The 21,084-nt window shown below is 70.0% G+C and carries 20 protein-coding genes and 1 pseudogene; 7 read left to right on the top strand and 14 right to left on the bottom strand.

The annotated features are described in order from the left end of the window. Positions 1-172 precede the first annotated feature (172 nt). On the bottom strand, positions 173-421 hold the full coding sequence (locus tag FV227_RS06715) for a hypothetical protein (RefSeq protein WP_147726879.1): 249 nt from the start codon (positions 419-421) through the stop codon (positions 173-175). 104 nt (positions 422-525) lie between these two features. Beyond that, positions 526-1,758 carry an MFS transporter gene (locus FV227_RS06710; RefSeq protein ID WP_147726876.1) on the bottom strand — a complete coding sequence of 411 codons (1,233 nt, stop codon included), beginning with the start codon at positions 1,756-1,758 and terminating at the stop codon, positions 526-528. Between the two features lie 321 nt (positions 1,759-2,079). Here FV227_RS06710 and FV227_RS06705 point away from each other — a divergent pair, with 321 nt between their 5' ends. Continuing rightward, the gene (locus tag FV227_RS06705; RefSeq protein WP_147726874.1) at positions 2,080-3,552 is read left to right on the top strand and encodes a PAS domain-containing methyl-accepting chemotaxis protein; all 1,473 of its coding nucleotides are present in this window, start codon (positions 2,080-2,082) and stop codon (positions 3,550-3,552) included. 11 nt (positions 3,553-3,563) lie between these two features. On the opposite strand, the gene FV227_RS06700 is transcribed toward FV227_RS06705, so the two are convergent. From FV227_RS06700 to FV227_RS06650, 11 genes are all read right to left on the bottom strand, one after another. Beyond that, positions 3,564-6,071 carry a PAS domain-containing sensor histidine kinase gene (locus tag FV227_RS06700; RefSeq protein ID WP_147858602.1) on the bottom strand — a complete coding sequence of 836 codons (2,508 nt, stop codon included), beginning with the start codon at positions 6,069-6,071 and terminating at the stop codon, positions 3,564-3,566. 334 nt (positions 6,072-6,405) lie between these two features. Next, entirely contained in the window at positions 6,406-7,806 is a 1,401-nt protein-coding gene (gene ahcY, locus FV227_RS06695; RefSeq protein ID WP_147727175.1) for an adenosylhomocysteinase, read from the bottom strand. Positions 7,807-7,934: 128 nt separating this feature from the next. Then, positions 7,935-8,696, bottom strand: a complete 762-nt coding sequence (locus FV227_RS06690; RefSeq protein WP_147727174.1) for an ABC transporter permease — start codon at positions 8,694-8,696, stop codon at positions 7,935-7,937. 97 nt (positions 8,697-8,793) lie between these two features. Continuing rightward, positions 8,794-9,720: an ABC transporter ATP-binding protein gene (locus FV227_RS06685; RefSeq protein ID WP_147727173.1), complete on the bottom strand. Its 927-nt coding sequence runs from the start codon at positions 9,718-9,720 to the stop codon at positions 8,794-8,796. Positions 9,721-10,158: 438 nt separating this feature from the next. Then, positions 10,159-10,644, bottom strand: a complete 486-nt coding sequence (locus FV227_RS06680) for an ATP F0F1 synthase subunit B (RefSeq protein WP_187274714.1) — start codon at positions 10,642-10,644, stop codon at positions 10,159-10,161. Between the two features lie 19 nt (positions 10,645-10,663). Next, positions 10,664-11,194: a F0F1 ATP synthase subunit B' gene (locus FV227_RS06675; protein WP_246687866.1), complete on the bottom strand. Its 531-nt coding sequence runs from the start codon at positions 11,192-11,194 to the stop codon at positions 10,664-10,666. Between the two features lie 164 nt (positions 11,195-11,358). Continuing rightward, positions 11,359-11,586, bottom strand: a complete 228-nt coding sequence (locus FV227_RS06670; RefSeq protein ID WP_007566773.1) for a F0F1 ATP synthase subunit C — start codon at positions 11,584-11,586, stop codon at positions 11,359-11,361. Positions 11,587-11,644: 58 nt separating this feature from the next. Beyond that, positions 11,645-12,430, bottom strand: a complete 786-nt coding sequence (locus FV227_RS06665; RefSeq protein WP_147727170.1) for a F0F1 ATP synthase subunit A — start codon at positions 12,428-12,430, stop codon at positions 11,645-11,647. Between the two features lie 80 nt (positions 12,431-12,510). Then, entirely contained in the window at positions 12,511-12,891 is a 381-nt protein-coding gene (locus FV227_RS06660; RefSeq protein ID WP_147727169.1) for an AtpZ/AtpI family protein, read from the bottom strand. Positions 12,892-13,080: 189 nt separating this feature from the next. Then, complete coding sequence (locus tag FV227_RS06655; RefSeq protein WP_147727168.1) at positions 13,081-13,725, bottom strand: DsbA family protein; 645 nt, start codon at positions 13,723-13,725, stop codon at positions 13,081-13,083. Positions 13,726-13,804: 79 nt separating this feature from the next. After that, positions 13,805-14,287, bottom strand: a complete 483-nt coding sequence (locus FV227_RS06650; protein ID WP_147727167.1) for a DciA family protein — start codon at positions 14,285-14,287, stop codon at positions 13,805-13,807. Positions 14,288-14,389: 102 nt separating this feature from the next. Between FV227_RS06650 and mutY the strand changes: the two genes are divergently transcribed. Continuing rightward, entirely contained in the window at positions 14,390-15,682 is a 1,293-nt protein-coding gene (gene mutY, locus FV227_RS06645) for an A/G-specific adenine glycosylase (RefSeq protein WP_147858600.1), read from the top strand. 118 nt (positions 15,683-15,800) lie between these two features. Here mutY and FV227_RS06640 read toward each other — a convergent pair whose 3' ends face one another. Continuing rightward, a complete protein-coding gene (locus tag FV227_RS06640) occupies positions 15,801-16,994 on the bottom strand; it encodes a site-specific DNA-methyltransferase (protein ID WP_147729732.1) in 1,194 nt (397 codons plus the stop codon). Positions 16,995-17,669: 675 nt separating this feature from the next. Here FV227_RS06640 and FV227_RS06635 point away from each other — a divergent pair. The 5 genes and pseudogenes from FV227_RS06635 to FV227_RS06615 form a co-directional block, all read left to right on the top strand. After that, entirely contained in the window at positions 17,670-18,026 is a 357-nt protein-coding gene (locus FV227_RS06635) for a septal ring lytic transglycosylase RlpA family protein (protein ID WP_246686587.1), read from the top strand. 80 nt (positions 18,027-18,106) lie between these two features. Further along, positions 18,107-18,421: a polyhydroxyalkanoic acid system family protein gene (locus FV227_RS06630; RefSeq protein ID WP_147729107.1), complete on the top strand. Its 315-nt coding sequence runs from the start codon at positions 18,107-18,109 to the stop codon at positions 18,419-18,421. Between the two features lie 89 nt (positions 18,422-18,510). Beyond that, entirely contained in the window at positions 18,511-18,723 is a 213-nt protein-coding gene (locus FV227_RS06625) for a hypothetical protein (protein ID WP_147858599.1), read from the top strand. A 48-nt stretch (positions 18,724-18,771) separates the two neighbouring features. Next, positions 18,772-20,601, top strand: coding sequence for an ATP-binding cassette domain-containing protein (locus tag FV227_RS06620; protein ID WP_147729105.1), 1,830 nt, complete (start codon positions 18,772-18,774; stop codon positions 20,599-20,601). A gap of 203 nt (positions 20,602-20,804) precedes the next feature. Continuing rightward, a pseudogene (locus FV227_RS06615) lies at positions 20,805-21,084 on the top strand (hypothetical protein); the annotation flags it as partial.

The following is a 21,084-nucleotide window of genomic DNA, read 5'->3' as shown; positions in this document are numbered from 1 at the left end:
CGACGGGCTCGATCGACGGCCGAATGCCTGATCAACCTGCCATCATCCCTTCGCGGCGCCTGAACGCATGCAGAAGGGATAATCGGTCGCGCGGCAGCGTTGAGGACGCCACGTGACGGGCGTCGTCCGTTCCAGGCCCCCGATCCGTCGACGGCCGCACGACGGGTCCGCCTCAGCCCCGCTTCTGCGCCTTCGTGTAGCTGCCGATCGCGGCCTGGCAGTTCGGCGACAGGCTGGCGCGGTTCTGCTTGAAGCAGGCATGCACCTCGGGGCTGTCCGGGGCGAACTCGCTGCACAGGGCGAGGTAGTCGCCGGTGCAGTTCTGCTTCAGCGCGGCGCGGTCGGGCACGGCCGACGCGTTCGGCGCGGCGAGCGCGGCGGTGGTGGTGAGGGCGAACGCAACGACGGTACGGACGAGCAAAATCTTCTTCCTCCACGAACCCGGACCAGCCGGGCGGCCGTCCGTAGAGCAGCGCATCCTGGCCGGAATGGGTTAGCTTGGCCGTTTGCCGTCGGTCGCCGGCCTCACCCCTCGCGCAGCAGGCGGTCGCGGGCCCGCAGGGCCGGGAAGATCCGGCCCCACAGCACCGCGACGAGCACCGTCGCGGCGCCGCCGACGACCACCGCCGGCACCGCGCCGATGAGCGCCGCGACCGAGCCGGACTCGAACTCGCCGAGCTCGTTCGAGGCGCCGATGAAGACGGTGTTCACGGCCGAGACCCGGCCGCGCATCGCGTCCGGCGTCTCGCCCTGCACGAAGGTCTGGCGGACGTAGACGCTGATCATGTCGGCCGCGCCCGTGACGAACAGGCAGGCCATCGACAGCGGCAGCGAGGTCGAGAGCCCGAACACGATGATGGCGAGGCCGAACACCGCCACGGCGCGCAGCATCCGCACGCCCGCATGGCGCCGCAGCGGCCGGTAGGCGAGCACGATCGCCATCAGCACGGCGCCGGCGGCCGGCATGCTGCGCAGCGCGCCGAGGCCGAGCGGGCCGACATGCAACACTTCGGCGGCGAAGATCGGCAGCAGGGCGGTGGCGCCGCCGAGCAGCACCGCGAACAGGTCGAGGCTGATCGCGCCGAGCACCACCGGGTGCGCGCGGATGTAGCCGATCCCGGCCGACAGCGTCGCCCAGGTCACCGGCGGCCGCTCCGTGACCGCCGCCGGCCGATAGCGGATCGCCGTGGTCGCGAGCGCCGCCAGCGCGAAGCTGGCCAACGCCGATCCGAACACGACCATCGGCCCGAGCGCGTAGAGGAAGCCCCCGAAAGCCGGCCCGAGCACCGACGCGCTCTGCCAGAGCGAGGCGTTCCAGGCGATCGCGGCGCCGAAGAGGTCGCGCGGCACCAGCGTCGGCAGCAGCGCCTGCAGGGCGGGGTTGGCGAAGGCGCGCGCCGTCCCGATCAGCACGACGAGCCCGTAGACCGGCCACACCGCGCTCGCGCCGCTCCAGGCATAGGCGAGAAGCGCCGCGCTCGTCGCCGCCTGCACCGCGAAGGCCGCCGCCGCCACGAGGCGGCGGTCGTAGGTGTCGGCGACGTGCCCGGTGATCAGCGCGGCGAGCATCGCCGGCAGGAAGCCCGCCAGGCCGACGAGCCCGAGCGCCCAGGCCGAGCGGGTCAGGTCGTAGACGAACCAGCCGACGGCCACGGCCTGCATCTGGTAGGCGAGACCGGTCAGGAAACGGGAGATCCCGAACAGGCGGAAATCGCCGTTGCGGAAGACGGTCCAGCCGGATTGCGCGTGCTCGGGCATCGCCAGCGTCGTGGCGGCCGAACGAGGCCCGGTCAAGCTGCGGCCGGACCGAGCGCAGGGCGTTCGCCGGCGCCGCGCGATCGGTCGGATGCGTCCGGAACGCCCGATCCCGATATTCCGGCTGAGCTTGCAGCCTGAAACAACCGGAAGGTGTTTCGGACAAAAAAGACCGCAGCGTGCTCGACGACCTCGATGCGTCCCGAAGTTCGTCAATGGGCGGCGCGAGCACGTAGTCGTGTCCTGCTAAAAGTCCCGGTGGATCAAATTTTAAGCCTCGCCTGCCAAGCTAAAAGTCATGTCGCGCGCCGCGGGGTACTGACGATGACGATATTCAACCAGAAGATGAGCGCCCTGATCGATGCGATCGATCGGTCTCAGGCGCGGATCGTTTTCGGCCTCGACGGGTGGATCATCGATGCGAACGCGAACTTCCTGACCCTGTTCGGGTATACGCTTTCCGAGATCCGAGGCGCGCATCACGGGATCTTGATGGAGCGCAGCGAGCGCGAGAGCGCGGCCTACCGCGCCTTCTGGGAAGCCTTGGCCCGCGGCGAGACCCAGGCCCGCTCGTTCAAGCGCGTGGCGAAGGACGGTCGCGAGATTTGGCTGCAGGCATCCTACAATCCCGTGCTCGATCGGCGGGGCCAGCCGGTGCAGATCGTGAAGCTCGCCACCGACATCACCGCCGAGACCATGGCCGCCGCGACCAGCCAGGGCCAGATCGACGCGATCAACCGCTCCCAGGCCGTGATCCACTTCACCCTCGACGGGACCGTCACCGACGCGAACGCGAACTTCCTCACGACGATGGGCTACCGGCTCGACGAGATCAAAGGCCGCCACCATCGGATCTTCGTCGACGCGGCCGAGGCCGATTCCCCAGCCTACGCCGCGTTCTGGAAGGCGCTGGCCGGAGGCGCCTTCCAGGCGGGCGAGTTCCGTCGGATGGGCAAGGGCGGCAACGAGGTCTGGATCCACGGCGCCTACAACCCGATCCTCGATCGCGACGGCCGCCCCTTCGCGGTCGTGAAGTTCGCCACCGACGTGACCGCCCAGGTGCACGAGCGCCGCCGCCGCGCCGAAGGCCAGCGCCTGATCGAGGTCGACCTCGGCCACATCATGCAGGAGATGTCGGGGGTGAGCCGGCAGTCGACGGAGACCGCGCGCGCGGCCGCCGAGACCTCCGGCAACGTCCAGGCGGTCGCCGCCGGCGCCGAGGAGTTCTTGACCTCGATCGAGGAGCTGACGCGGCACGCGATCGACGCCAAGACGGCCTCCGACGAGGCGGTCGGCCGCTCCGACGAGGCGCGCACCATCATCTCCGGGCTCACCGCCTCGGCCGAGCGGATCGGCAGCGTGATCACCACGATCCGCACCATCGCCGACCAGACCAACCTGCTGGCGCTCAACGCGACGATCGAGGCCGCGCGCGCCGGGCAGGCCGGCCGCGGGTTCGCCGTCGCCGCCGAGGTCAAGGCGCTGGCGACGCAATCCTCGCGCGCGACCGAGGAGATCGGCAAGCAGGTCACGGCCGTCCAGGAGGCGACCGCGGAGGCGGTGCGGGCGATCGAGCTGGTTGGGCAGACGATCGGGCAGGTCAGCCACATCTCGCTCAGCGTCTCCTCCGCGGTGACGCAGCAGGCGGCGGTGACGCGCGACATGTCGGTCAACATGCAGAACGCGGCCGAGAGCGTCCAGCGCGTCCGGCTGAACATGGACGGGATCGCGGAAGCCTCGCGGACGGTGGACGGCCGCGTCCAGGCGGTGGCCGAGGCGGCGCGGGCGCTCGGCTGACGGAAAGCGGCCTACTCGGCCGCCTCGGAGTCGCGGGCCGACGGCATCGTCGGCGCGACGATCGGGAAGCTGCAGCTGACGCAGGTGCCGGCCCCGGGCCGCGAATCGAGCGACACCCGGCCGCCGTGCAGCTCGACGAAGGAGCGAACGATCGACAGGCCGAGGCCGACGCCGCGGTGGCGGGTGCCCAGCGTGTGGCTCTCGAAGCGGTCGAACACATGGGCGGCGATCTCCGGCGGCATGCCGCGGCCCTGGTCGCGCACGCTGAGCACGAGGTCGCCCGCATTCCGCCGCGCCCGAACGGTGATGCTCTGGCCGGCGCTGGAGAAGCCGACCGCGTTCGACATCAGGTTGAACAGGATCTGGCGCACGCGCTTGCCGTCGACGAACACGCTGCCGATGTCGTCGGGCACGTCGAGGACGAGGTTCAGGTCGGATTCCGCGAGGCGGTCCTCGATGCCGAGCAGGGCCGCCTCGACGGTCGCCTGGACGTCGACGGTCTCGCGCTGGAGCTCGAGCGAGCCGGCATCGATCGAGGCGAGGTCGAGGATGTCGTTGATGATCACCAGCAGCGCCCCCGACGAGCGCATGATGTGTTCGGAATACTCGCGCTGGCGCGCGTTGAGGGCGCCGACCGTCTCGTCGCCGAGCAGCTGGGTGAAGCCGATGATGTTGGTCAGCGGCGAGCGCAGCTCGTAGGAGACGTGGTGGACGAAGGTGTCGCGCAGCTGCGCCGCCTTCTCCAGCGCGTCGTTTTTCTCGGTCAGCGCCCGCTCGACGTTCACGCTCGCGGTCACGTCGATCAGGGTGATCAGCGTCGCGCCCTCGGGCAGGGGCTGAGCGGCGCAGTCGAGCACGGTGCCGTCGACCATCTCGAGCTTGCAGGCGAGGCCGGTGCGGGACTCGAGCCCGACCACCGCGTCGCGGATGTCGAGCCAGGGCTCGTCGGCCGGCGCCAGCACGCGGCACGCCTCGATCACCGCCTCGACGTGCGGACGCGCCTCCAGCGTCTCGGGGTCGAGGCGCCAAGCGGTGGCGAAGGCGCGGTTGGCGAAGGTCAGGCGGCCGTCGGCGCCGAACACCGCCACGGGCTCCTTGAGGGTGTCCAGCGTCTCGGCCTGCACCCGCATCAGCGCGTTGTAGCGGGATTCGAGCTTCATCCGGTCCGAGACGTCGTCGAACAGGTAGGTGAGGCCGCCCTGCGGGTTCGGCTCGGCCAGCACGCGCAGCGTGCGGCCGTCGGGCAGGTACCACCAGGCGGGGTTCGCCTCGGCCGAGCGGTAGGCCGCGAGCACGCCCTGCTTCCAGCTGCGGAAGTCGGCATGCTCCTCCAGCTTCCGCTGGGCGCGGAGATGGTCGAGGATCTCGCCGTCGAGCGGGCGCCCGTCGAGGAAGCCCTGGTCGAGCTCCCAGAGCTGGCGGTAGGCGGCGTTGTGGAAGATCAGGCGCTGCCCGGCATCGAACATCGCCACCGCGGTCGGCAGCTGGTCGAGGGTGCGCACGTTCGCATCCATCTGGCGCTGCAGGTCGGCGCGGACGCTCTCGAGCTCGGAGACGTCGACCGCGATCCCGACCCGCCCGCCCTCCAGGGCGGTCTCGGTGACGTCGAGGATGCGGCGGCCGCCGGCCACCACCGCCGACAGGCGCAACGCGGCGCGCTGGCCGGCGGGGCGGCGCTGGCCGTCCTCGCGGGCGATCATCTCGCGGGCCGGGCGGTCGAGCAGCTCGATCCCGGCCTGGATCGCGGATTCGCGGTTCGCCGCCTCGACCGCGGCGACGTAGGCGGTGTTGACCCAGGCGAGGCCGCCCTCGCGGTTGCGCCGCCAGACCGGCTGCGGGATCGCGTCGAGCAGGCCGGCCAGCGCCGACAGGCCGCGGCGGGCATCCTCGAGGGTCTCGCGCAGCTCCGAGATCTGGCGGCGATCCTCCGTGGTCTCGCGCAGGCGCAGCAGGACGCGCCCGGCCACCGCTTGGCCCTGCGCCTCGATGCTGCGGCCTGACTGGCTGCGCAGGGTGGTGCGGAAGCTCGTGCCCCGGATGCGCAGGGCCTCGACCGCGGTCTCGATCGCCTCGGCGTCGGTCGGCACCAGCCACGTGCCGAAGGCGAGGATGCGGCGGGCGGAGCCGATCGCGGGGCGCGTGCCGTCGAAGGCCAGCCCGACGTCGCCCTCGACCACCGGCTCGCTGCGCCCGTCCCAAGTCACGATGATCTGGCGCTCCGCGGCGAGCAGCATCTCGGCGCGGTCGTGGGCACCGCTGAGCGCGTCGAGGGCCGCGGCCTGCTCGCGCTCGCGCCGGGTCCAGCGCGAGCGCTCGCTCAGGTAGAGCAGGGCGACGATGGTGGCGAAGGCGACGAGGCCGCCGAAGATCGCGGCCGCCGCGACGTTGTGCATGTGCGAGCCGAATCCCCAGGCCGGAAAATCGGCGCCCGCCGCGAGGGACGGAGCCGGGAGGCCGGTCGCGGCGGCGAAGAGAGCGCCGGCCCCGGCGATGCGCCGTGCCGCCCGATCGACCTCCATGATCCGTCCCGTCTCCCAAAACCGCCGGTCGGACCGACGCGAACGAATGCGTGGCGCATGCGGCGCCGGTTCCCCGCGCCCCGTTTCGGGGGAGGGGAGACGCGACGACCTGACGACCTGCCGAACCGGGGGCAGTCTAACGCGTCGGGGATTTGCGCCGGAAGCGGAATTAGCTTGGCCGTAACCGTGGGTCGGCAGGTCGCGTGCGAACGACACACAGAAGACACAGTCCGGCCGGGCGGTGGTGCCTTGACAAACGAAGAGGGCCCGGCGCAACCGCCGGGCCCTCCTGTCTCGCATCGGTCCTGCCCGGCGCGTCCCCGCGCCGAGGGTCTCAGTAGCGGTAGTGGTCGGGCTTGAACGGGCCGTTCTCGGAAACGCCGATATAGGCGGCTTGGTCGGGGCGGAGCTTCGAGAGCTTCACGCCGATCTTCTCGAGGTGGAGCAGCGCGACCTTCTCGTCGAGCGCCTTCGGCAGGGTGTAGACCTGCTTCTCGTACTTGCCCGGGTTGGTCCAGAGCTCGATCTGGGCCAGCGTCTGGTTGGTGAACGAGGCCGACATTACGAAGGACGGGTGGCCGGTGGCGTTGCCGAGGTTCACCAGGCGGCCTTCCGACAGCAGGATGATGCGGTGGCCGTCGGCGAAGGTGATCTCGTCGACCTGCGGCTTGATGTTCGACCACTTGAGGTTCTTCAGGCCGGCGACCTGGATCTCGTTGTCGAAGTGGCCGATGTTGCAGACGATCGCCCGGTCCTTCATCGCCCGCATGTGGTCGAGGGTGATGATGTCCTTGTTGCCGGTGGCGGTGACGAAGATGTCGGCGCGGGGCGCCGCGTCTTCCATCGTCACGACCTCGTAGCCTTCCATCGCGGCCTGGAGCGCGCAGATCGGATCGACCTCCGAGACCAGCACGCGGCAGCCGGCATGGCGCAGCGAGGAGGCCGAACCCTTGCCGACGTCGCCGAAGCCGGCGACCATCGCGACCTTGCCGGCCATCATCACGTCGGTGCCGCGGCGGATGCCGTCCACCAGCGACTCGCGGCAACCGTAGAGGTTGTCGAACTTCGACTTGGTGACCGCGTCATTCACGTTGATCGCCGGGAAGAGCAGCTTGCCCTCCTTGGCGAGGTTGTAGAGGCGGTGGACGCCGGTGGTGGTCTCCTCCGAGACGCCCTTGATCGCGTCGGCGAGACCGGCGAACCAGCCCTTCGGCTTCTCAGCGAGCTTCTTCTTCAGGAGCGCGAAGAAGATCTCCTCCTCCTCCGACTCGGGCTTGTCGAGGAAGGCGGTGTCGCCGTTCTCGGCGCGCAGGCCCAGGTGGACGAACATGGTGGCGTCGCCGCCGTCGTCGAGGATCATGTTCGGCGTTCCGCCGCCATGCCAGTCGAACAGCTTCGAGGTGTAGTCCCAGTACTCCTCGAGGGTCTCGCCCTTGATGGCGAAGACCGGGATGCCGGCGGCGGCGATCGCGGCGGCTGCGTGGTCCTGGGTCGAGTAGATGTTGCACGAGACCCAACGGATGTCGGCGCCGAGAGCCTTGAGCGTCTCGATCAGCACCGCGGTCTGGATCGTCATGTGCAGCGAGCCGGCGATCTTCGCGCCCTTGAGCGGCTGCGACGGGCCGTATTCCTCGCGGGTGGCCATCAGGCCCGGCATCTCGGTCTCGGCGATCGAGATCTCCTTGCGGCCGTACTCGGCCAGGCCGATGTCCTTGACGATATAATCCTGGGCCATTTCGCTTCGCTCCGTGTCGCGGGTTGCCTCTCGCCGAGGCATCTAGCAGAGCGCCGGATACGAAGCAATCAAGACATAAAGATGTCTTTATGCGTTTTCGAACGGCTCCAGGCAGACGGGCCGGCGGCTCAGCTCTTGAGGCGGTAGCCGGTGCGGAAGATCCAGGCGACGAGCCCGAGGCAGACCGCCAGGAACAGGCCGGTCATCGCCAGGCTGATGCCGATGGCGACGTCGGCCGTGCCGAAGAAGGCCCAGCGAAACCCGCTGATCAGGTAGACCACGGGGTTCGCCAGGCTGACGGTGCGCCAGAACGGCGGCAGCATCTCGATCGCGTAGAAGCTGCCGCCGAGGAAGGTCAGCGGCGTCACGACGAGGAGCGGCACCAGCTGCAGCTTCTCGAAGCCGTCGGCCCACAGGCCGATGACGAAGCCGAACAGGCTGAACGTCACCGCCGTCAGCACCAGGAAGGCCATCATCCACACCGGGTGCTCGATGTGCAGCGGCACGAACAGCGCGGCGGTCGCGAGGATGATCAACCCGATCAGGATCGACTTCGAGGCCGCCGCCCCGACATAGCCGAGCACCACCTCGACCGGCGAGATCGGCGCCGAGAGGATCTCGTAGATCGTGCCGGCGAAGCGCGGGAAGTAGATGCCGAACGAGGCGTTGGCGATGCTCTGGGTCAGCAGCGCGAGCATCACGAGCCCGGGCACGATGAACAGGCCGTAGGGCACGCCGTCCACGGTGCTCATCCGCGAGCCGATCGCCGCGCCGAACACCACGAAATAGAGCGAGGTGGAGATCACCGGCGCCAGGATGCTCTGCATCGCCGTGCGCCAGAAGCGGCTCATCTCGAACCGGTAGATCGCGCGGATGGCCGGCCAGTTCATCGGTTTGCCTCTCGATGCCGACGCCCCGGGCCGCGACGCGCGTTCGCGCCTGCCGGCAGCCGGGGGATGGATGGTTCGGACCTCGCGGCGGCCGCGGTCATGCGCGTTCCCTGACGAGATCGACGAAAATGTCCTCGAGCGACGACTGGCTGGTGCGCAGGTCGCTGAACCGGATGCCGGCCGCGCCGAGATCGGTGAGCAGCCCGGTGATGCCGGTGCGCTCGCCCTTGGCATCGTAGGTGTAGACCAGCTCCTGCCCGCCGGGGCCGAGCTCGAGGCCGCGGTCGGCGAGATCCGCCGGCAGCGCGGCGAGGGGGGCCAGCAACTGGAGGGTGAGCTGCTTGCGCCCGAGCTTGCGCATCAGCTCGGCCTTCTCCTCCACGAGGATGATCTCGCCCTTGCGGATCACGCCGATCCGGTCGGCCATCTCCTCGGCCTCCTCGATGTAGTGCGTGGTCAGGATCACGGTGACGCCCTGCTCGCGCAGGCGCCGCACCATGCGCCACATGTCCTGGCGCAGCTCCACGTCGACGCCCGCCGAGGGCTCGTCGAGGAACAGGACCTTGGGCTCGTGCGACAGCGCCTTGGCGATGAGCACCCGGCGCTTCATGCCGCCCGACAGGGTCATCAGCCGTGAATCGCGCTTCTCCCACAGGGAGAGGTCGCGCAGCACCCGCTCGATATGGCCGGGATCCTTCTTCAGGCCGAACAGGCCGCGGGTGAAGCTCACCGTGTTCCACACGCTCTCGAACGCGTCGGTGGTGAGTTCCTGCGGCACCAGCCCGATCGCCTTGCGCGCCCCGCGATAGCCCGAGGCGATGTCGTGCCCGTCGACCGTCACGGTGCCGGTGCTCGGCGTGACGATGCCGCAGACAATGTTGATCAGGGTCGACTTGCCGGCGCCGTTCGGCCCGAGCAGAGCGAAGATCTCGCCGCGCGCGATCGCGAGGTTCACGGTCTTCAGCGCCGACAGGCCCGAGGCGTAGGTCTTCGACAGATTGTCGATGGAGATGATCGGCGACATCGCAGTCCGTGAAGGATGGCCCGCCCGGCAAGGCGAGGACGGTGTGCCCTATAGCATCTGTCGGTTGAGCAGCAGGCCGACCACCGGGCGGCCGACGCGCGCGGTGTCGAATGGCACCTCCTGCAGCTCCGATTCTCGAGGCGACGACGTCAAGCGAGCGGCGATCCGCGTCACTCCCGTTTCGTGGACCGGATCCATCTTTCGGGCAGCGTCGCCCACCGTGCCCTCCTTCCCCCCTGAAGCGGAGGAGGGGAGGCGCACGCCTTTCCCGACATTCTTGCGAAATAGATCGACGCAGTCGCCGGGTGGAAGAGGGCACCAGCGCCATCATCGGCGCTGGACCGCTTCGGTCTCCGGCACGTGAGCGAGGCGAGCGAAGGCACGCGCACGAAAAAGCCGCCCGGAGGCGGCTTGATCGGTCGGTCCTGCCCGGAAGGGTCAGGCCCGCATGCGGGTGCGGATCTCGCCGAGGCTCGAACGCACCAGCGCCTGGGCGGCCTCGCCCTGCATGCGCTCGCGCAGGATCGTCTCGGAGACCTTCACCGCGGCGTCGGCCGCTGCGGCACGGACCTCGGCCTGGGCCTTGGCCTCGGCCTGGGCGATCTTGGTCTCGGCCGACTTGGTGCGGCGGGCGATGAAGTCGTCGAGGCGCTGGCGGCCCTCGGCGGCGGCACGCTCGGCCTCGTCGCGGGCGCTCGCGATGATGGTCTCGGCCTCTCGCTCCGCTTCCGCGCGGCGGCGCTTGTAGTCGGCCAGCACGGCGGCCGCCTCCTCGCGCAGGCGCTTAGCCTCGTCGAGCTCGTGGCGCACGCGGACGGCGCGGCCGTCGAGGCCCTTGGTCATGATCCCGAAGCCGCCGACCTTCCAGACGATCGCCATGAAGACGAGGAAGGCGACCGCGACCCAGAATTCCGCTGTCATCAACATGGTCGGTTCTTCCGTCTCAGTGCGCGGTCGCGGTGGAATCGAGGGCGCGGTCGAGGCTGGCCTGGTCCGGCGCCTGGCCCGTCAGCCGCTCGACGATCGCGGAGGCGGTCTCGCTGGCGATGGCGCGGACGTTGCCCATGGCTTCCTGCGTCCGGCTCTGGATCGTCGCCTCGGAGGCTGCGATCTTCTGGTTGAGCTCGGCCTCGAGCGCCTTGCGCTTGGTCTCGGCGGCGGCGGCGAGCTCGGTGCGGGTGCCCTGCGCGATCTCGCGGGCCTTGCCCTGCGCGTCGCGCAGCGATTTGGCGTAGGCCTCGCCGGCGGCGTCGGCTTCCGTCTTCATCGCCTGCGCCTGGTCGAGGTCGGCGGCGAGGCGCGCGGAGCGGTCGTGGAGAATGCCCTGGATGCGCGGGAGCGCGATGTTGGCCATCAGCCAGTAGAGCAGGCCGAAGGCGAGGGCGAGCCAGATCAGCTGCGCCAGGAAGGTGTGGGTCTCGAAGGGCGGGAACGCGGCGGCGCGCGCCGGCTCCGCGGCACCGGCCGGGACCATGTGGACGTCGGAACCGGCGGGCGGTGTGGTGAGGGAATTCGGCTGCGCCATGGCCCCGTCCGTATGACCTTGAAAGACGATGGAGCGCTCGCGCGAGGGGCGGAGCGCTCACTGGTGATCGGCCGCCGCGACTTCGAACGGCGCGGCGGCGGTGTCGGCGTCGATCAGACGGCGAACAGCAGGAGCAGGGCGATCAGCAGCGAGAAGATGCCGAGCGCTTCCGTCAGCGCGAAGCCGAGGAGCAGCGTGGCGCGCTGGCCGTCGGCGGCCGAGGGGTTGCGAAGGGCGCCTGCCAGGAACTGGCCGAACAGGTTGCCGAGGCCGATGCCCGCGCCGGCCATGCCGAGGCAGGCGAGGCCGGCGCCGATGTACTTCGCAGCGACGGGATCCATAGAAAACTCCTGAAGTGTCTTGAGAGTGCGTCGTTTGCCGCGGGTGGAGCCGGCCTGTTCAGTGGCCGGGGTGAAGCGCGTCGTTGAGGTAGATCGCCGTCAGCGTCGCGAAGACGTAGGCCTGAAGCGCCGCAACGAGGAATTCGAGAGCCGTCAGCGCGATCGTCAGGAACAGCGGGAGGGGCGATAGCACGCTCCATGCGCCTGCGGAAAGCAGCCCGACGACGAAGAACGCGAAGATCTTCATCGCGATGTGACCGGCAAGCACGTTCGCGAACAGACGCACCGACAGGCTGATCGGCCGCGAGATGAACGAGATCACCTCGATCGGCACGAGGAGGGCCAGCAGCGGCTTGGGCACGCCCTGCGGCACGAACAGGCCGAAGAAGTGCGCGCCGTGCTTCATCACGCCGTAGATCACCACGACCGAGATCACCAGGGCGGCGAGGCCGAAGGTGATGACGAGGTGGCTGGTCACCGCGAAGGCGTAGGGGATCATGCCGAACAGATTCAGGATCAGCACGAACATGAAGAGCGAGAACACCAGCGGCATGAAGCGCTTGCCGCCGTCGCCGGTGGCCTGGTGCAGGGTGTCGGCGATGAACTCGTAGAAGATCTCGGCCAGCGACTGCATCCGGCCCGGTACGACCGAGCGGCTCGAGGTGGCGACGATCGTCAGGAGCGCGATGACGCCGACGGCGGCGAACATGTAGAGCGCCGACTGGGTGAACGCGAGTTCCTGATGGCCGAGATGCCCGAAGGGCAGGATCGACTTGAGCTCGAACTGATGGATCGGATCCGGTCGCAAGGCGACGGAGTGCCCCGGGTCGATGCTGGCCGCCATGCCGTCTTCCGCCCTCACGTCTCGTTGCCGGCGGCCCGCATGGCCGAACCGGATCGATGGTCACAAAACACCGGTCGCCCTCACGGATCCCGCGGGGTGTCCCGTCCGGAACGGGCGCCGGCGAAGCCGGATGCCCGCATCACGTTGAAGACGCCAGCGACGAAGCCCAGCATCAGAAGTACGATCAGACCCCAGGGTTTCGTCCCGAGCATCCGATCGAAGATCCAGCCGAGCACCCCTCCCGCGATCACGCCGGCGACGAACTCCGTGGAGAGCGTCATGGCCTGCCCGAGGGAGGACGGACTTCCGGACGAACCCGAACGCGACGAATGAGCGGGAGGGGCCGGGGGCCGCTTCCGTTCGATCTGCGTCTCGAGGCGTCGGAGCCTCGCTGAGAGTTCGCTGTCGGGCGGCGTGGGCCGTCCGGTCTCTCCCTCGTCCCTTGCGTCGTTGCCGCTCACGGCGAGAACTCACATCGGCGAGAGGAACGGAACCGGGCGGATTGCCTCCTTCGAGCGCGGCGCACCTTAGTTTCGGCGCCCCGGGGTGTCAAGGCTCGAAAGGTCGAGCTTAAGGCATTCCAGGCGTTAAGAAAATTACGCTCGGGGCCGTGCGCGTGCGCAGCGTCGCGCGAGACCCGCCCGGAACCCTCACGCACCGAGGATCGGCTTGATGATCTTCTCGATTCCGTCGACCGTCATCTCGCCGGTGTAGCGCTCGCCGTTGATGAAGAAGGTCGGCGTCGAATCGACCTTGAACGTCTCGAGACCGCGCTGCTTCACGCCGTTGACCGCCGCGTAGAGCTTCTGGTCCTTGAGGCAGGCCTCGAACTTCTCCTTCGAGAACCCGGCCTGCTTGAGCATCTGCTCCAGGGCGTCGACCGGCTTCGGGGTGAAGGCCCAGGCCGGCTGCTGGTCGAACAGCAGGTCGGTGATCGGGTAGTACTTCGCCTCGCCGTCGCAGCGCGCCAGCATGAAGGCGGCGGTGGCGAGCGGATCGAGCGGAAACTCGCGCAGCGTGAACCGGACCTTGCCGGTGTCGATGTAGCGCTCCTTGAGCGTCGGATAGGTCATCTTGTGGAAGGCGGCGCAGTGCGAGCAGGTCATCGAGGCGTACTCGATGATCGTCACCTTCGCGTCCTTCGGCCCGAGCCAGACGTCGCCGAGCGGGCCCGGCTGCATCAGGCCGTCGACCGGCACGCTCTCGGCGAGCGCCGCCATCGACAGCTTGGGGAGGATGAGGGCGGCGCCGATGGCGAGGCCCGTGGCTTTCAAAGCGTCGCGCCGGGTGATCATGGCCGTGGCTGCCTCCGCGTTCCGTCCTGTCGTCTTGTTGAGAGTGCGGTAACGGCGCGGGCGCATCGTGGCAAGGCGCCTAGCGCTTCGCCGACGTCGCGACGACGGCGAGCCCGAGCCGGTCGAGGGCGTCGCGCAGGCCGTCGTGCTCGATCGTCGAGACCGCCTGCGCGATCTCGCCGCGCCGGGCCGGGTCGACGGTCGCCTCCGGCGGGCGCCGGGCGCTGCGGCCGACCCGGTCCTGCTGCAGCACGATCCGGCCGACGCAGGCCCAGCCGTAATGGGCGTTGATGCGCTGGATCACCACCGGCGCGAGGTGCTGCAGCTCGATCGCGAACACGCCCTCGACCCGCACCACCAGCGTCCCCGAATCGGGCGCGTCGTCCGTCCGGCGCTTGCGCTTGGGCCATTCGAGCTTCGAGGGCCGGCAGAATCGTGCCAGCCGCTCCCCGACGATGTCGGGCCAGGCGGCGAGGATGTCGGTCGAGGCGAAGCCCTGCGCCGCGAAGGCCGGGCCGATGCAGCCCTCGATCAGTTCCGCCAGCGGTTTGACGCGCGCCATGTTCTTGGGACATCCCGCCGGTTGCGGGCGCGAGGATAGCGCAAGGCCGGCGGCAAAGGGAGCGCTTTCGGCGGAGAGCCCGGGCCGCTATGCCTGCCGGCGATGCCCGCGTCCGAACCCTTTCCGAAGGCCGCCGACCTGCTGGTCTGGTACGACCGGCACCGCCGCGTTCTGCCGTGGCGGGCGCTGCCCGGCGAGCGGCCCGATCCCTACCGGGTCTGGCTCTCCGAGGTGATGCTGCAGCAGACCACGATCGCGGCGGTGAAGCCCTACTTCGCGACCTTCCTCGCCCGCTTCCCCGACGTCGACGCCCTGGCCGCGGCGCCGGAGGAGGCGGTGATGTCGGCCTGGGCCGGGCTCGGCTACTATTCCCGGGCGCGCAACCTCCACGCCTGCGCCAAGGCGGTGGCCGCGGCCGGGCGCTTCCCCGACACCCTCGACGGGCTGCGCAAGCTCCCCGGCATCGGCGCCTACACGGCCGGCGCGGTCGCGGCGATCGCCTTCGACCGCCCGGAAGCGGCGGTCGACGGCAACGTCGAGCGGGTGATGACGCGGCTTTACGCGATCGAGGCGCCGCTGCCCGGCGCCCGGCCCGAGATCCGGCGCGTGACGCAAGCGCTGGTGCCGCTCGACCGGCCCGGCGATTTCGCGCAGGCCGTGATGGATCTCGGCGCCACCATCTGCACGCCGAAGCGCCCGGCCTGCGCGCTCTGCCCGTGGATGACGCCCTGCCGCGCCCGCGCGGCCGGCAACCCGGAGACCTACCCGCGCAAGCTCAAGGCCGTGAAGGGCTCCCTGCGGCGCGGCGCGGCCTTTGTCGTCGTCCGCTCCGGCGACGAGGCCGTCCTGCTGCGCACCCGGCCGCCGGAAGGCCTGCTCGGCAGCATGGCCGAGCCGCCGATGAGCGCATGGGCACCGGACTACGACCCCGCAGGCGCGCTCCTCGACGCGCCCCTCGACGCGCGCTGGAAACGGCTGCCGGGGCTGGTGCGGCACGGCTTCACGCATTTCCCGCTGGAGCTGACCGTGTTTCTCGCCCGCGTCGCGCTGTCGACGCAGGCGCCGACCGGGATGCGCTTCACGCCGCGGCGCGACCTCGACGCGGAGCCGCTGCCCGGCGTGATGAGGAAGGTGCTGGCCCACGCCTTCGATCCGAAGCCGGAATCCGAGGCGAAGCCCCGCGGCCGGCCGAAGCGCGAGCCGCCGCCGATGCCGATGCTGGCGGTCTGGGAAGCGCCCGAGACGGTCGCGGACCCGCCGCGCTTCCGCCCGGTGCCGAAGCCGACGCCGCGCATCGTCGAGCCGCCGGCGCCGACGGACGAGATGTTCGAAGGGGAGCCGGAGGTCGTGCCGCCCGCCCGCAAGCCGGCGCGGAAGACGACGCGGAAACGCTGACGGCGCGCACGCATTCCCTCCGCCCCTCCGCCGCACCCAAGTCAGGCCTGCCCGACTTGGGCACACGAGGTGCGGATCTCGGGCAAGCCCGCGATCCGTCGGGGGGGGGGGCGCGGTTCTAGCCCGCCGCCCCCATCACCGCGCGGAGCTTCGCGCGATAGGTGTCGATCACCACCAGCTTGCCGGCGCGCTCGGCGTGCCAGAACGTCCAGCCGTTGCAGGCGGGCAGGCCCTGGACCAGGGCGCCGACCTTGTGGATCGAGCCGATGGCGACGCCGACGTCGAGCTGGCCGTCCGGCCGCACCGTCGCCTTGAAGCGGCGGCGCTCGTCGGTGAGCACGTCGCCGGCCTTGAGATGGCCGGCCTCGACCACGCCGAGGAACGGCACCCGCGGCTCGGCGCGCTTGGTCGGCGCGACGAGGAGCGCGGCCCGCGACAGCGGCACCACCGCGTCGATGCGCCGGCGCGCGGCGTCGGCGTAGACCGCCTCGCGCTCGCAGCCGATGAAGCGACGCCCAAGCAGCTTGGCCACCGCGCCGGTGGTGCCGGTGCCGAAGAACGGGTCGAGCACCACGTCGCCGGGATTGGTCGCTGAGAGCAGCGTGCGGGCGAGCAGCGCCTCCGGCTTCTGGGTCGGGTGGACCTTGCTGCCGTCGGCGCCCTTCAGGCGCTCGTCGCCGGTGCAGAGCGGGATGAACCAGTCCGAGCGCATCTGAAGGTCTTCGTTGCCGCCCTTCAGCGCGTCGTAATGGAAGGTGTAGCCCTTCGATTCGGCCGAGCGGGAGGCCCAGATCAGGGTCTCGTGCGCGTTGGTGAAGCGCTTGCCGCGGAAGTTCGGCATCGGGTTGGCCTTGCGCCAGACGATGTCGTTGAGGATCCAGAAACCAAGATCCTGCAGCACGCTGCCGACGCGGAAGATGTTGTGGTACGACCCGATAACCCACAGCGTGGCGTTCGGCTTCATCACCCGGCGGCAGGCGGTGAGCCAGTCGCGGGTGAAGCTGTCGTAGCTGGCGAAGCTCGCGAACTTGTCCCATTCGTCGTCGACGGCGTCGACCCGGCTCTGGTCCGGCCGCATCAGCGAGGCGTCGCCGAGCTGGAGATTGTAGGGCGGGTCGGCGAAGACGCAGTCGACCGACGACGCCGGCAGGCGGTTCATCGCCGCGATGCAGTCGCCGACGAGGATCTCGTCGAGGGGAAGGCGCTGGACGGCGGGTACGAGACCCATCCGTGGTGCCGACGAAGCGCGCCCGGTACGCGAGACATGTTTCCGGGCGGCGGCGTCGGCAACCACGGTACGCGGGGAAGCCATGGCAAACACCGGTTACGCGACTGACCGGCAGACCATGGCCCCGTTAAGGTAAAGGTCGCGTTTCCGATTTGCGGAACTTCATGTCCCGGTTTGGGGCTGGCGTTGCTTTCGATCTCTTTCTGGATCGTCGCGGCCTGTCGCGTTCACGTCGCCTTAACCATCCCCGTCACGGCGATTTGCCTTGCCGGGACCGCATCGACCGCACCCGATGCGGCGATTGTCGCGTTCCGCGCTCGCATGTCCGGATGGATCGCTCCAAGCGCCTCGCGGCGACCGGGTCGTGCGCCGACACGGTCGTGGACCCGGAACGACCCGGCGGTGCAGGCAGGCGCCCGCGGCGCCGCGCCCACGAGCCCAGCCCGGCCCCACGCTACGGCCAAGCTCAGTCGCAGGGCGGGCAGCAGGGTTTCGCTGAGCGCACGTCTCGGACCTCGATGGCGGTTCTTCCTGCGTCCCTGTGCGGGGGTATGAAGACTATACCGCACCGTAATCGGGCATTCGCGCCGAGAAAAAGACAAGTCTTCAATGCTTGTGCGTTGCTTGCAGCGGCGAATGCGGACGACATCTTCGAAATTCGGCCGGAATGTGATTCGGCTGCCCAAAATGTGGGGGTCTCATTTCAGCCCCGTTCGGTCTCGATTGGCGCCGCCCTCGTCAACAGCCAAGGACCGAAGCATGCTTTTCCGACCCGTCGCCAGAAACGCCTCCGTCACCCTCGGAACCGCCCTGTCGCTCGTCGCCGCCTCCTTGCCGGCCGCCGCCCAGAGCGGAGGCGCATCCTGGTACGGCAGCGGCCATCGCACCGCGAGCGGCGAGCGCTTCAACCCGAACGGGATGACCGCCGCCCACCGCAGCCTGCCCTTCGGCACCCGCGTCCGCGTCGAGAACCGGCGCACCGGCCGGTCGGTCGTGGTGCGGATCAACGATCGCGGCCCGTTCGTCCATGGCCGCATCATCGATCTGTCCCGCGGCTCGGCCCGGGCGCTCGGCATGGGCGGCACCACCTACGTCTCGCTGCACGTCGTGAACTGATGGGCAGGCCGGCCGGCGTTGCCCTGCACACCGGCCGGCCCCATCTCCGGGCCTGAACCGGAGACGCAGCGCGAAAAGCCATGGCAAAACCCCTCATCGTCGACATCCCGCACGACCTCGGCCGCGACGAGGCGCGCCGCCGCATCGAGACCGGTGTCGAGCAGGGGCGCGCCTTGCTCGCCAAGAGCGGCGTCACCATCGAGAACCTCGCCTGGACCGGCGACCGGCTCGACTTCGCGATCTCGGCGATGAAGCAGAACATGAACGGCCAGATCGACGTCGGCCAGGAGAGCGTGCGCGTCGAGTGCCACCTGCCGCTGCTGCTCGCGCTGTTCGCCGACAAGGTGAAGAAGATGGTCGGCAAGGAAGGCAACCTGCTGCTGACCAAGAAGTAGCACCGGAACACCCGGCGCGACCGCGCCGTTCACGCTCGTCACGCGGCGCGCGCCAAGACGCGCCGCGACCCCAGCGAGGAGCGTTTCCCATGGCCGATCCCGGCGCGATCCCCGAGGTGCCGACGAACCCGACGCCGGCCCCCGACACGCCCTACGACCCGCCGACCGTGCCGAGCCCTGCGCCCGGCCCGGAGATCCCCGGCGAAACCCCGAGCGAGGCGCCCGGCATCACCCCGGCCGAGGTCCCCGGGACCACGCCCGGCATGCCGACGCCGACCGGCCCCGCCGACCCGGTCGCCTGAGCGCATCGGCATTTGTGGTGAGGCGGCCGCGCTGCCATAAGCCCGGCCATGGCCGCCCCACCGCTCCTGACCCTTCAAGACATCGCGCTCACCTTCGGCGGCACGCCGCTGATCGAGGGAGCGGGATTCTCCGTCTCGCCCGGCGAGCGCACCTGCCTCGTTGGGCGCAACGGATCGGGCAAGTCGACGTTGATGAAGATCGCCGCCGGGCACGTCGAGCCGGATCGCGGCGTCCGCTTCGTCCAGCCCGGCACAACGATCCGCTATCTCGCCCAGGAGCCGGATTTCTCCGGCTTCGCCACCACCCTCGACTTCGTCGAGGCGGGCCTCGGCGACGGCGACGCCCATCACCGCGCCCGCTACCTGCTCGAAAGCCTCGGCCTCGACGGCAGCGAGGACCCGACGCGGCTCTCGGGCGGCGAGGGCCGCCGCGTCGCGCTCGCCCAGGCGCTGGCGCCCGAGCCCGACGTGCTGCTGCTGGACGAGCCGACCAACCACCTCGACCTGCCGGCGATCGAGTGGCTCGAGGCCGAGCTGAAGGGCACCCGCGCCGCGATGGTGCTGATCAGCCACGACCGGCGCTTCCTCTCCGCCCTGTCCCGCGCCACGATCTGGCTCGACCGTGGTGTCACCCGCCGGATCGAGCAGGGGTTTTCCGGCTTCGAGGCCTGGCGCGACGCGTTCTTCGAGGAGGAGGAGCGCGACCGGCACAAGCTCGAGCGCAAGATCAACGACGAGGAGCACTGGCTCCGCTACGGCGTCACCGCCCGGCGCAAGCGCAACGTGCGCCGCCTCGGCAACCTGCACGCGCTGCGCAAGGAGCGCCGCGACGACCGCCGCCCGGTCGGCACCGTGACGATGCAGGCTGGCGAGGCCGAGGCCTCGGGCACGCTGGTGATGGAGGCCAAGAACGCGAGCAAGAGCTTCGGCGAGCGCCGGATCGTCGCCGACTTGTCCCTGCGGGTGATGCGCGGCGACCGCCTCGGCATCGTCGGCGCCAACGGCGCCGGCAAGACCACGCTAATCAACCTGCTCACCGGCAAGCTGCAGCCCGACGACGGCAGCGTCCGCCAGGGCACCAACCTGAAGATGATGCTGCTCGACCAGGCCCGCGCGGTGCTCGAGCCGAGCATGACCGTGACCGAGGTGCTGACCGGCGGCAGCGGCGATTCCGTCGTCGTCAACGGCGTCAGCCGCCACGTGGTCGGCTACCTGAAGGACTTCCTGTTCACCCCCGAGCAGGCGCGCACGCCGGTGTCGGTGCTCTCCGGCGGCGAGCGCAACCGGCTGCTGATCGCCCGCGCGCTGGCGCAGCCGGCCAACCTTCTGGTCCTCGACGAGCCGACCAACGACCTCGATCTGGAGACCCTCGACCTGCTGCAGGAGATGCTTGGCGACTATTCCGGCACCCTGATCCTGGTGAGCCACGACCGCGACTTCCTCGACCGCGTCGTCGGCAGCGTGCTGGTCTCGGAAGGGGAGGGGCGCTGGGTCGAGTATGCCGGCGGCTACTCCGACATGGTCAACCAGCGCGGGATCGGCGTGCAGGCGCGCGCCGGCGCCAAGGGAAAAGCCGAGGGGAAAGCCGACGCCAAGAGCGGGGCAAAGGCCGACCTTCGCGAAAGGGCGGACACGGCGCCCGCGTCGAAGGCGAAGCTGAACTTCAAGGACCAGCACGAGCTGAAGACGCTGCCCGCGCGGATGGAGAAGCTGCAGGGCGCGATCGCGCAGCTGCGCACGGTGCTGGCCGATCCCGGCCTCTACGCCCGCGACGCGGCCCGCTTCGACAAGGCGTCGGCGATGCTCGCCCAGGCCGAGGTCGAGCTGTCCGGCGCCGAGGAGCGCTGGCTCGAGCTGGAGATGCTGCGCGAAGGGTGAGCGTCCGCCGGCCTTCATGATGCCGCGATGGCGGTTCAGGTTTCCGGTGCAGAAGTTCCAGGACTCACACATCTCCGGGTGGCGGCACCGGACGGCGTGTTCGAAGCACGGCGCAGCACTCTCTCCCGCGCGAGGGAGGGGACCCGTGCCCGATCATGCGCTCTGTGAGACGAGGATCGCCCGCCATCATCGGATCGTAGCCCGTGCCGTCTCGCCATCCGCCCGCATCGCTTGACGGCCTGCGATCCAAGGGCTGGCTGCTCGGCTTGCCCGTGCTCGGGCTGATCTGGGTCGGCACCACGCTGTACGCCGGGCCCGGGATCGGCGCGCGGATCGCCGAGGCCGGCGAGGCGGTGGCGCAGGCGACCGAGGCCGGATCGCCCGAGCCCTGGCTCCGCGTCACGGTCCGCGGGCGCGACATCGTCGCCGAGGGCGAGGCGCCGGGGCCGGCCGCGCGCGCGGCGGCCGCGTCGCGCCGGGCGC

Source organism: Methylobacterium sp. WL119, from assembly GCF_008039875.1.
In the GTDB taxonomy this organism is placed as follows: Bacteria; Pseudomonadota; Alphaproteobacteria; order Rhizobiales; family Beijerinckiaceae; genus Methylobacterium.
Note: the sequence above shows the minus strand (reverse complement) of the source record. Positions and strands in the feature narration are given on the sequence as shown.

Coding starts and splice junctions, on each gene's coding strand:
- FV227_RS06635 (WP_246686587.1), top strand. CDS start 17,670: ATGCTTTTCCGACCCGTCGCCAGAAACGCCTCCGTCACCCTCGGAACC.
- FV227_RS06620 (WP_147729105.1), top strand. CDS start 18,772: ATGGCCGCCCCACCGCTCCTGACCCTTCAAGACATCGCGCTCACCTTC.
- FV227_RS06650 (WP_147727167.1), bottom strand. CDS start 14,287: ATGGCGCGCGTCAAACCGCTGGCGGAACTGATCGAGGGCTGCATCGGC.
- FV227_RS06665 (WP_147727170.1), bottom strand. CDS start 12,430: ATGGCGGCCAGCATCGACCCGGGGCACTCCGTCGCCTTGCGACCGGAT.
- FV227_RS06690 (WP_147727174.1), bottom strand. CDS start 8,696: ATGAACTGGCCGGCCATCCGCGCGATCTACCGGTTCGAGATGAGCCGC.
- mutY (WP_147858600.1), top strand. CDS start 14,390: ATGCCCGCGTCCGAACCCTTTCCGAAGGCCGCCGACCTGCTGGTCTGG.
- FV227_RS06675 (WP_246687866.1), bottom strand. CDS start 11,194: ATGGTCCCGGCCGGTGCCGCGGAGCCGGCGCGCGCCGCCGCGTTCCCG.
- FV227_RS06685 (WP_147727173.1), bottom strand. CDS start 9,720: ATGTCGCCGATCATCTCCATCGACAATCTGTCGAAGACCTACGCCTCG.
- FV227_RS06655 (WP_147727168.1), bottom strand. CDS start 13,725: ATGATCACCCGGCGCGACGCTTTGAAAGCCACGGGCCTCGCCATCGGC.
- FV227_RS06705 (WP_147726874.1), top strand. CDS start 2,080: ATGACGATATTCAACCAGAAGATGAGCGCCCTGATCGATGCGATCGAT.
- ahcY (WP_147727175.1), bottom strand. CDS start 7,806: ATGGCCCAGGATTATATCGTCAAGGACATCGGCCTGGCCGAGTACGGC.
- FV227_RS06670 (WP_007566773.1), bottom strand. CDS start 11,586: ATGGATCCCGTCGCTGCGAAGTACATCGGCGCCGGCCTCGCCTGCCTC.
- FV227_RS06640 (WP_147729732.1), bottom strand. CDS start 16,994: ATGGCTTCCCCGCGTACCGTGGTTGCCGACGCCGCCGCCCGGAAACAT.
- FV227_RS06710 (WP_147726876.1), bottom strand. CDS start 1,758: ATGCCCGAGCACGCGCAATCCGGCTGGACCGTCTTCCGCAACGGCGAT.
- FV227_RS06625 (WP_147858599.1), top strand. CDS start 18,511: ATGGCCGATCCCGGCGCGATCCCCGAGGTGCCGACGAACCCGACGCCG.
- FV227_RS06630 (WP_147729107.1), top strand. CDS start 18,107: ATGGCAAAACCCCTCATCGTCGACATCCCGCACGACCTCGGCCGCGAC.
- FV227_RS06700 (WP_147858602.1), bottom strand. CDS start 6,071: ATGGAGGTCGATCGGGCGGCACGGCGCATCGCCGGGGCCGGCGCTCTC.